The organism is Acidimicrobiia bacterium (genome assembly GCA_035948415.1).
Taxonomy (GTDB): domain Bacteria; phylum Actinomycetota; class Acidimicrobiia; order IMCC26256; family PALSA-555; genus PALSA-555.
Map to the genome: position 1 here is coordinate 1 of DASZJD010000014.1, position 9,916 is coordinate 9,916.

12 protein-coding genes are annotated in these 9,916 nt (G+C 73.6%); 9 read left to right on the forward strand and 3 right to left on the reverse strand.

Annotation, left to right across the window (positions count from 1 at the left end; genetic code table 11):
- The 3 genes from VG869_01565 to VG869_01575 all read left to right on the forward strand — a co-directional run.
- Positions 1 to 183, forward strand: a 183-nt coding sequence (locus tag VG869_01565; protein HEV3449868.1) for a hypothetical protein, incomplete at its 5' end; no start/stop codon positions are given.
- 422 nt (positions 184 to 605) lie between these two features.
- Positions 606 to 2,411: an ABC transporter ATP-binding protein gene (locus VG869_01570; GenBank protein HEV3449869.1), complete on the forward strand. Its 1,806-nt coding sequence runs from the start codon at positions 606 to 608 to the stop codon at positions 2,409 to 2,411.
- 11 nt (positions 2,412 to 2,422) lie between these two features.
- Positions 2,423 to 3,115: a serine acetyltransferase gene (locus VG869_01575; protein ID HEV3449870.1), complete on the forward strand. Its 693-nt coding sequence runs from the start codon at positions 2,423 to 2,425 to the stop codon at positions 3,113 to 3,115.
- 121 nt (positions 3,116 to 3,236) lie between these two features.
- Here VG869_01575 and VG869_01580 read toward each other — a convergent pair whose 3' ends face one another.
- Both VG869_01580 and VG869_01585 read right to left on the reverse strand, forming a co-directional pair.
- Positions 3,237 to 4,013 carry an enoyl-CoA hydratase-related protein gene (locus VG869_01580; protein ID HEV3449871.1) on the reverse strand — a complete coding sequence of 259 codons (777 nt, stop codon included), beginning with the start codon at positions 4,011 to 4,013 and terminating at the stop codon, positions 3,237 to 3,239.
- A 44-nt stretch (positions 4,014 to 4,057) separates the two neighbouring features.
- Entirely contained in the window at positions 4,058 to 5,017 is a 960-nt protein-coding gene (locus VG869_01585; GenBank protein HEV3449872.1) for a phosphatase PAP2 family protein, read from the reverse strand.
- Between the two features lie 72 nt (positions 5,018 to 5,089).
- Between VG869_01585 and VG869_01590 the strand changes: the two genes are divergently transcribed.
- From VG869_01590 to VG869_01605, 4 genes are all read left to right on the forward strand, one after another.
- Positions 5,090 to 5,779: a phosphoribosylanthranilate isomerase gene (locus VG869_01590; protein HEV3449873.1), complete on the forward strand. Its 690-nt coding sequence runs from the start codon at positions 5,090 to 5,092 to the stop codon at positions 5,777 to 5,779.
- Between the two features lie 74 nt (positions 5,780 to 5,853).
- Positions 5,854 to 7,059, forward strand: coding sequence for a tryptophan synthase subunit beta (trpB, locus tag VG869_01595; GenBank protein ID HEV3449874.1), 1,206 nt, complete (start codon positions 5,854 to 5,856; stop codon positions 7,057 to 7,059).
- Positions 7,056 to 7,826, forward strand: coding sequence for a tryptophan synthase subunit alpha (gene trpA, locus VG869_01600; GenBank protein HEV3449875.1), 771 nt, complete (start codon positions 7,056 to 7,058; stop codon positions 7,824 to 7,826). Before trpB ends, trpA begins: the two co-directional genes overlap by 4 nt.
- Positions 7,823 to 8,164, forward strand: coding sequence for a hypothetical protein (locus tag VG869_01605; GenBank protein HEV3449876.1), 342 nt, complete (start codon positions 7,823 to 7,825; stop codon positions 8,162 to 8,164). The genes trpA and VG869_01605 overlap by 4 nt, the downstream gene beginning before the upstream one ends.
- Here the strand turns inward: VG869_01605 and VG869_01610 are convergent.
- Entirely contained in the window at positions 8,158 to 8,661 is a 504-nt protein-coding gene (locus VG869_01610; protein ID HEV3449877.1) for a cupredoxin domain-containing protein, read from the reverse strand. The genes VG869_01605 and VG869_01610 overlap by 7 nt on opposite strands.
- Before the next feature lie 135 nt (positions 8,662 to 8,796).
- Between VG869_01610 and VG869_01615 the strand changes: the two genes are divergently transcribed.
- The gene (locus tag VG869_01615; GenBank protein ID HEV3449878.1) at positions 8,797 to 9,357 is read left to right on the forward strand and encodes a sigma-70 family RNA polymerase sigma factor; all 561 of its coding nucleotides are present in this window, start codon (positions 8,797 to 8,799) and stop codon (positions 9,355 to 9,357) included.
- On the forward strand, positions 9,354 to 9,916 hold a 563-nt coding region (locus VG869_01620; GenBank protein ID HEV3449879.1), incomplete at its 3' end, for an anti-sigma factor. The genes VG869_01615 and VG869_01620, both read left to right, overlap by 4 nt.

A 9,916-nucleotide genomic window follows, 5' to 3' on the forward strand; every position in this document is an offset into this window, starting at 1 on the left:
GACCTCAACGGCGTGGTCGTCGTCCAGCACGAAGCGGCTGCGGATGTGCTGCGGCGCTTGGTCGAGCGCGCTCCGACCGACCAGGCCTATGTCGCGGAGGTCGCTCGCGGTCGGTTCTCGAACGACTGGATCGACCGGGTGCTGCTCGAGGCCGGCGCAACCATCCCCGAGCCCGAGCGATGAACGCCCGGGTTGACGGCCCTCGGTCGTGCGGGGAGCGCTCCGGCGGGGGTCGCTCGTGTCGCGGCGGGATCTGAGCCCGCCGTGCCGTGGCGACGGCCCGGTCGTGGAGCTGAGCGGCGCCCCGGCGGGGAGCCGACCCTCGGCGCGGTCTGACCGCTGCTCGCGGTCCACGGGGCCGCGGCACCGCGCGTCGCTCGCGATGGATGCGCCGCGTCGCGCTCCACGTCGGCTCAACGTCGGGTCTCGTCCGATCCTTGATGTCCCGAGCGGATGCACGCGCTGCCAGTCGCACGATCCGGCCGGTCGTTCGGTGCTGCGGCGGGTGAAGCCATCGCTAACCTGGTGGCGGTGGGTTGCGAGGTGGGACGTGCCTAGCTGGGCAGACAACGCCGGCCTCCGGGTGCGAGGTCGGTCCTGACGCGATGATCGAGTTCTTCAAGCGCCTGTATCCGCTCTTGGACCGGCCAACGAGGCAGCGGCTGGCGCTCGCCACCGGCGCCATGTTCGGCCTGGCCGTGCTCGAGGCGGGGGCGCTGGTCGCGCTCGTTCCCCTCTTGCAGATCTTGACCGCGCCCAATCTGCGCTCCAGCTCGAGCCTGGTGTCGAGCGTGAGTGGCTTCTTCGGGAATCCGAGCCCCCTCGACCTCGCTGCCTACCTGGCGGTCGTGGTCTTCGGGTTGTACGTGGTGAAGAGCGTCTCCGCGATCCTGATCATGCGATGGACGACGACGTTCTCGTTGGTTCAAGAGGCGAAGATGGTCCATCGCCTGATGGGTGTGTACCTCCGAGCGCCGTACCGGGTGCACTTGCAGCGCAACAGCGCCGAGCTCGTGCGAACGCTGACCGCGTCGTTCCAGCAGATCTTCCGCGTCGCGTTTGTCCAGGTCTTCAACGCGGTTGGGGATCTCTTCTCGGTCGTGTTCGTGGGCGTGATCCTCGCCGTCTCGAACCCCCTCCTCGCGCTCATCACCGGCGCGTACTTCGCGGCCGTGAGTATCGGCTACCAGCGCGCGGCTCGTCGCATGATCGCCCGAGCCGCGCAGAAGATCCACGAGGACCAAGCCACGGACTTTCGCACGATCCAGCAGGCGCTGGCCGCGGTGAAAGAGGTGAAGGTTCGAGGCGCCGAGGACTACTTCGCCGAGGACGTGCACCGGCTCCGGAGCGGGCTCGTGCCCGCCTACCGCACCATGGCGCTGGCCAGCGTGACGCCGCGGTACGTCCTCGAGCTCGCGATGGTGGGGTCGGCGGCGCTCATCTCGCTCGGGGCGTTCCAGACCGAGTCGGTCACGACCGCGACTGCGACCATCGGCGTCTTTGTCGCCGGGGGCTTCCGGATGCTGGCCCCGCTCAACAAGGTCATCTTCGGGATCGCGCTCGCCCGCGGCGCGCTTCCCTCCGTCAATCAGGTCCGCGAGGACTTCGCGACGCTGGAGCAGCCGCCGGCGGAAGCCCGCGACGACGGGTCGGTGCAGCTCGACCCCGGTCAGCTCCGACCGAGGATTGCCGTCCGAGACGTCACGTTCTCGTACGTGCCGGGGGTTCCGGTGCTGCACGGCGTCACCCTCGACATCGAGCCGGGCGACGCGGTTGGACTCGTCGGCGGCTCCGGCGCGGGGAAGAGCACGCTCGTCGACATCTTCCTCGGGCTGCTCGAGCCGGACAGCGGCGAGGTGCTCGTCGACGGTTGGCCGATCGAGCAGGTGCGCCCGTCCTGGCAGCAGATGATCGGCTACGTCCCGCAGTCCATCGTGCTGTTCGATGACACGGTCAGGTCGAACGTCGCGTTTGGCGTGCCCCGGGATGCGGTCGACGACACTCGGGTCTGGGAGGCGCTGGCGTTCGCCCAGCTCGACGACGTCGTCCATTCCCTGGCGAGCGGCCTCGACAACGTCATCGGCGAGGCAGGCGTGCAGCTGTCCGGTGGGCAGCGCCAACGCCTCGGCGTCGCCCGCGCGCTCTATCACGACCCGAATGTGCTGATGTTCGACGAGGCCACATCGGCGCTCGACAACGAGACCGAGTTCAAGCTCACGGAGATCCTCGAGGGTCTTCGAGGACGGCTGACCACGATCACCATCGCCCATCGGCTCAGCACCGTCCGTCGGTGCGATCGCCTCTTCTACCTCGAGGAGGGGAAGGTCCTCGCCGAGGGCACGTTCGCGGAGCTCAACACCGAGATCCCCGGGTTCGCGCGGATGGTCGAGTTGGCAACCGTCCCGGTGTAGGCGGCCACAGCGTGGCCTCGATCGGGCGTCCGTCCTCGGCCGTCGCGGCCAAGCTCGAGGCTTGGCTGTGGGCGGTACGGGGCTGGCTCGTTGAGCCCCTCGTCCTCGCCTTCCGTCGGTCGGGCAACCGGGCCCTCATCAGCGAGGACCTGCGGCGCTGGCGCGAGGTCCGGTACTACGAGGAGCGCCGAGACATCCCGACCGACACCGACGAGGACAAGCTGCGCTACTTCCTCCTCGCCACCCGCGAATTTCGCAACGTCTTCTACTACCGGCTTGAACGTGGCGGCGTCGAGAGCTATCTGGCGTCCAAGCTGGCCCGTCGGATCTGGCGGCCGGTCGACAGCCTCAACGTGAGCTGCGACGACGTTGGGCCGGGCCTCGTCGTGCGTCACGGTTACAGCACGATCCTGACCGCGGAGCGCATTGGCGCGAACTGCTTCGTGCACCACGAGGTGACGATCGGATGGGACGACGAGGGCGCCCGCGCCCCGGTCCTCGGCGACAACGTGTACGTGGGGACCGGCGCCAAGATCTTGGGGGCCATCACGATCGGGAGTGACGTGCGCATCGGCGCCAACGCCGTCGTCCTCGACGACGTGCCCGACGGCTGCACCGTCGCCGGCGTGCCCGCCCGGATCGTCCGGGCTCCGCAACCTCGTCGACTGGCGGCCCAAGGGGACGGGGACGCGGGCATCGGGTAGGGACGATCGGGGGCCGCGTCCCCCGCGGCATCGTCCGACCGACGGCCCGTCCGGGACGCCGCCGACGCCCGCGCTCAGGGGCCGCCGCCGTCGGCGCGTCCCGGTCGGCGACGAAGCCGCCTCAGCGTCCGGTCCAGCGGGGCGGTCGCCGCTCGGCGGCCGCGGCGCGGCCCTCGGCGGCGTCGTCGGTGGCGAGCACCATGCGGCGGAGCGACTCGCCCATCCGCACCGCGTCGGTCCACGGCAGCGCCTGGCCCCGGTAGGCCATCTCCTTCACGGCGCGGACCGCGAGCGGCGCGCCGGCGCAGAGGCGGTCGGCGAGGCGGCGGGCCTCGGCCAGCAGCTCGGCCCGGGGCACGACCCGTCCCGCGAGCCCGATCTCGGCGGCGCGGGCGGCGTCGATGCGCTCGCCGGTGAGGAGCAGCTCGAGCGCGGCCGACAGGCCGACGCGGCGGGGGAGTCGGATGGCGCCCACGATGGTCGGGACGCCGAGGCGCACCTCGGGCATGCCGAACTCGGCGTCGTCGGCGGCGACGACGAAGTCGCACGCCGCGACGAGGGTGAGCCCGTAGCCGAGGCAGTACCCGTTCACCGCCGCGATCGTCGGCTTCCAGATCTCGAGCCCGGACTCGAAGCTGTTGACCGTGGGGATCTCCCAGAACGAGCCGGGCCAGGTGCCCGCGCTGGCGGCGCCGTCGCGCAGGTCGGCCCCGACGCAGAAGGCACGACCGGCGCCGGTCACGATCCCGACCCAGGCCTCCTCGTCGGCCCGGAAGCGCTCCCACGCCGCGTTGAGGTCCTGGCGCAGCTCGCCGTTGATCGCGTTCAGCACCTCGGGCCGGTTGTAGGTGATGGTCGCGACGTGGCCGTCGCGCTCGTACCGGACGGTGTCGCCCATCGGCTAACGCCGCGGGCCGCGCCCGGCGCCGCCCGGCGGCCGGATCACGGGCCGGCCATCGCCGCCACCGCGGCCCGCCGGCTCCACACCCGCTGCCAGGCCACGAAGACGACCACCGTGTAGGCCCAGCCGAGCACGATGTCGCTCACGTAGTGCTCGGCGCCGTACACGAGCACGAGGCACATGAAGAGGTTGTAGGCGACGAGCACCCACCGCCCGCGGCGGAGCGTGGGCCACAGCACGAGGAGGACCAGGAGCGGCCACGCCGCGTGAAGCGACGGCAGCGCCGCGACCGGGTTGGCGAGCTGGGCGTCGCCGTTGAACACCTTCGCCACCCCGGGCAGCCCGAGGTGCGCCCACACCTCGTGCACGACCCGGGTCGTGTGCGCGAGGTTCCCTTGCCGGCTGGCGAGCCACGGGGGCACGGCCGGCACGACGAAGTAGGTGACGAACCCGGCCACGCTGACGGTCAGGACGAGGGTGGCGAGACGCCGGAACCGGGCCCGGTCGGCGACGTAGAGGAAGGCGGCGACGGTGAGGGTCACCACGAAGTGCGAGAGGTAGCCGACCCAGGCCAGGTAGTCCCACCAGTGGACGACGCCGGGTCGGGCGCCCACCCAGCGCTGCAGCACGACGGTCGGGGCGGTGCCGCCGAAGACGATCTCGTCGAAGCGGAGCTGCGGGGCCACCACGGCCCGGTCGAGCAGGTCCGGCGCCTGGGCGCGCACGGTGTCGTAGCCGGCGGCGATCACGAGCACCGGCAGCCAGTCCATGACCAGGCGCCGCGGCCCGTGGTCGGTCGCGGCGCAGGTCAGGCCGAGCAGGCCGATGAGCCACCACAGGACCGTCGGCCGGTCGACGGGGCCGAGCGCGGCCAGCCCGACGAGCGACGCCGCCAGGTAGCCGACGACGATCGCGGGCCGCCGGCGGACGAGCAGGTCGGTGAGCCCTGCGCCGACGCCGGGGGCCGCCACCGGGGTCGAGCCGAACGTGTCGTGGGTCATGGGCGCGCTGTCCGGTTTCGGGCCGGCTCAGCGTACTGCTCGGGCCGCCGGCCCCTCCGGTACCGTCGGGTGATGTTCGTGAAGATCTGCGGCATCACGAACGAGGAGGACGCCCTCCTGGCGGTGGCCCTGGGGGCCGACGCCCTCGGGTTCGTGTTCGCGCCCGGCAGCCCCCGCCAGGTCCGGGCCAAGGAGGTCCGCGACATCGCGCACCGGCTCCCGCCGGGCACCACGACGGTCGGCGTGTTCCGCGACGAGCGTCGGGAGCGGGTCGTCGAGATCGTGCACTCGATCGGGCTGACCGGGGCGCAGCTGCACGGCCGGGAGCACGCCTCGGAGGTGCGCTGGGTCGCCGAGCGCGTCCCGCTCGTGATCCACGCCTTCCGCGCCGGGGACCCGGCGCTGGCCGGGGCCGCGAGCAGCAACGCCGACGCCGTGCTCCTCGACGCGCCCGAGCCCGGCTCGGGGCGGGTCTTCGACTGGTCGCTCGCCGAGGGGGTCCCGCCCGGCGTCCGGGTCCTGCTCGCGGGCGGGCTCGACGACTCGAACGTCGGGGAGGCCATCCGGCGGGTGCGGCCGTGGGGCGTGGACTGCTCGAGCGGCGTCGAGACCGAGCCGGGGTCGGGGCGCAAAGACCCGGTGCGGCTCCGCCGCTTCGTAGAGGCGGCCCGCCGCGCCGGCCGCGAGGTCGCGCACGACGGCTGGGCGCCCCGCCGCGGGCCGGGTCGCCTCTACGACTGGTCGCTCGACGAGCGGGCCTAAGAACTGGGGCGCCCCCTGATCGGAGCGACTCCTAACATCGCGCCGTGACCTCCCCCCCACGCGGCGCGGTCTCGTTGGCGCCGCCCGGGCCCGAGCCGGTCGACCTCGGGCGCTTCGGCGGCTTCGGCGGCCGCTACGTGCCCGAGACGCTCGCGCCCGCGCTCGACGAGCTCGAGCGGGAGTTCCGGGCCGCCTGGGGGTCGCCCGAGTTCCGGGACGAGTTCGCGGGGCTGCTCGCCTCCTACGCCGGCCGGCCGACCCCCGTCACCGAGTGCCACCGCCTCTCGGAGCGGCTCGGGGTGCGGGTCCTGCTGAAGCGCGAGGACCTGGCGCACACCGGCTCCCACAAGATCAACAACGTGCTCGGCCAGGCGCTGCTCACCCGGCAGATGGGGAAGCGCCGCGTCATCGCCGAGACCGGCGCCGGCCAGCACGGGGTCGCGACCGCGACGGCGGCGTCGCTGTTCGGGCTGGACTGCATGGTGTTCATGGGGGCGGTGGACGTCGAGCGCCAGGCGCTGAACGTGTGGCGGATGCGACTCCTCGGCGCCGAGGTGATGACGGTCGAGTCGGGGAGCGCCACCCTGAAGGACGCCATCAACGAGGCACTGCGCGACTGGGTGGCGAGCGTCGAGTCCACGCACTACTGCATCGGCTCGGTCGTCGGCCCGCACCCGTACCCGTGGATGGTCCGAGAGTTCCAACGGGTCGTCGGCGACGAGGCGCACGAGCAGTGCCGGGCCCTGCTCGGCGCCGACCCCGACGTCGTCGTCGCCTGCGTGGGCGGCGGCTCGAACGCGATCGGCACGTTCGCCGGCTACCTCGACACCGACGCCCGCCTGGTCGGGGTGGAGGCGGGCGGGCTCGGCCTCGAATCGGGCCGGCACGGCGCGTCGGTGACCCGCGGCGTCCCGGGCGTCCTGCACGGGGCCCGCTCCCTCTTCCTCCAGGACGAGGACGGCCAGATCCTGGAGGCCCACTCGGTCAGCGCCGGCCTCGACTACCCGGGCGTCGGGCCCGAGCACGCGGCCCTCGCCGCGTCCGGGCGGGCCGAGTACCACCCCGCGACCGACGCCGAGGCCATCGCCGGGTTCCAGCTCCTGGCCGCGACCGAGGGGATCGTGCCGGCGCTCGAGCCCGCGCACGCGATCGGCTGGCTGGCTCGCGAGGCCGGCGGCGCCGTGCCGTCGGGCGCCACGGTGCTCGTCACCCTCTCGGGGCGCGGGGACAAGGACGCCGCCTACGTGGCCGAGCAGCTGACCGGCGAGCCGATCGGGTGAGGCTCGAGGCGCACCTGCGCGAGCGGCGAGCGCGCGGGCGGTCCTTGCTCGTCCCGTACGTGACCGGCGGCCTCGGGTCGGCGTGGCTCGACGTCGTGCGGGCGGTGGTCGACGCCGGCGCCGACGCGGTGGAGATCGGCATCCCGTTCTCGGACCCGGTGATGGACGGGCGGACCATCCAGGAGGCCTCGCAGCGGGCCCTCGACATCGGGGCCACGCCGGCGAAGGTCGTCGCCGAGGCGGCCCAGCTCGAGGTGGCGGTGCCGCTCGTGATCCTCACGTATTACAACCCCGTGCTGCACGCCGGCCACGAGCGGTTCGCGGCGTCGCTCGCCGACGCCGGCGTGGACGCCGCCATCGTGCCCGACCTCCCGATCGACGAGCTCGACGGCTGGGGCGACGCCGCCGCCGCGGCCGGGATCGAGACGGTGCTGCTCGCGGCGCCGACGACGCCCGACGCGCGGCTGGCGGCGATCTGCGCCCGGTCTCGCGGCTTCGTCTACGGCGTCGCCCTCATGGGCGTGACCGGAGCGCGCGACCGCCTCGCCGCCGAGGCGCTCGAGATGGGTCGCCGCTGCAAGGCCGCGACGGACCGCCCGGTCCTGCTCGGGGTCGGCATCTCGAACGCCGAGCAGGCGGTGGCCGCGGCGGGGGCCGCCGACGGCGTGATCGTCGGCAGCGCGCTGGTCGCCCGGCTGCTGCGCGGGGGCGGCCCCGACGAGGCCCACGCCTTCGTGGCCGAGCTGCGCGTTGCGCTCGACGCGTGAGCGCGTCGGCGCCGGGCGGCGACGGCTGCGACCTCTGCGAGGCCGCGCGCATCACCCCGTGGTTCCACGAGGACGAGGTGTGCTGGATCGCCGAGTGCGAGATCTGCGCCGTGCCGATGGTGGTCTGGCGGGTGCACGACGCCACGCCGCCGCCGGAGGCGCTCACGCACATGCACGACCGGCTCGCCGACGTGGTGGCGGCGTACTTCGGGTTCGAGCACTACCTCGACGACAACATGCGGAACATCCCCGACCACTACCACGCCCACGCCCGGCCGCGCGGCGGCTTCTTCGGGCACGGGCTGGCGCGTCGGCCGCCGCCCGCGTCGGCTCAGTAGCCGGAGGAGGAGCCACCACCGCCGGTGTTGGCGCCGCTGGTGCTGCTCACGGCCTTGACCACCTTGTCGCCCTTCTTGCTGAAGAAGGCGCCCTGCATGCCTTGGCTCTTGTGGAACCGGCAGTAGAAGCCGACGGCCCCCTTCTGGGGAAGGGCGACGGTCTCGACGAAGGTCTGGCCCGGGTTGACGACCTGGTCGATGTGGTCCGCCGGCACCGTGAAGGTGTGCTGGGCCTGACCGACGTTCTTGACCGTGACCGTGACGCTCGTGGTGCCCTTCGGGACCTGCACGAAGGTCGGCTCGTAGTCGAAGTCGTCCTGGTGGAGCTCGATGCTGCCGCCGCTGGCGACGGCGGTGCCCTGGTTCGTCACCTTCCCCGAGAGCTTGATCGGCGGCTTGCCCTTGGCGGCGGTGCCGGCCCCCGCGCCGGAGGCGACGAGGGCGACGGGGACGAGGCCGGCGGCCATCACCGCCGCGCCGACGAGCAGCTTCCGCATGGGACCCCCCTGGATCGGCGGCTCGGACTACGTCAACATACGGCCGGGGCGGCGATTGGGATTGGCCGCCGCTCGGCCGCTCGTCACCTCTAGGGTGGAGGCAATCCCCTGCCACCACGCCGCCGTAGGACTGTCATGTGGTCGGTAGCCGACGATGCGCTCGTGGCCGGGATGGCCGCCGGCGACGCCGACGCCGCGTCGGCGTTCGTGGAGCGCTTCCAGCGGCGGGTCTACGGGCTCGCGCTCACCATCGTCGGTGACCCGCGGGGCGCCGAGGACGTCGCCCAGGAGGCGCTCCTCCGAGCCTGGCGGCACGCCGCCGTGTTCGATCCCCGGCGGGGCAGCGTCGTGACGTGGCTGCTCACGATCACCCGGAACCTCTCGATCGACGCCCTGCGGGTCCGCCGCCCCGCGGCCGTCGACCCGGACCACCTCGTCGACCTCTCGGTCGAGGCGCCCGGCCGCGGGCCGGCCGAGTCGGCGCTCGTCGCCGACGACGTCGGCCGGCTCCGCGCCGCGCTCGTCGGGCTCCCGGACGAGCAGCGCCGCGCCGTCGTGCTCGCCGGGGTCGTCGGGTTCACCGCCCGCGAGGTCGCCGAGCGAGAGGCGATCCCGCTCGGGACGGCGAAGACCCGCATCCGGGCGGGCCTCGGTCGCCTGCGCGTGGCGATGGCCAGCGAGGAGCGGGCCGAATGAGCGGCGTGGGCTGCGCCGCGACCCGCGAGGCGGCGCCGGAGCTGGCGCTCGGCATCCTCGACGGCGCCGAGCGCGCCGAGGTGCTCCTCCACGTCGCCGGCTGCCCCCGCTGCCAGCGGCACCTGAACGAGCTGACCGGCGTGGCCGACGCGCTCTCGCGCCTGGCGCCGGAGGCGGAGCCGCCGGTGGGCTTCGCCGACCGGGTCCAGTCCCGGCTGCGCGGCTCGCGCCGACGGGGGGCCCGCCGGTGGGCCGTCACCGTGGCGGTCACCGCCGCCGCGGCGGCGATCCTCTCGGTGGTCGTCGTGCGGGTCGTCGAGTCCGGCTCGAGCAGCCGGCCGGCGGCGGCGCCGGCGGTGCGCAGCGTGGCGATGATCGGCGGCAGCGGCGTTCGGGTCGGGCACGTGTCGGTGGTGAGCACCCACCCGTCGAGCCTCGTCGTCAGCGTGGACTACGCGGTGCCGGACGGCACCTACCGCCTCCAGCTCGGCCGGTACGCCGCGGCGCGGCCGATCGGCTCGATCACCATCGCCGGCCACCGGGGTCAGTGGGTCGGCGT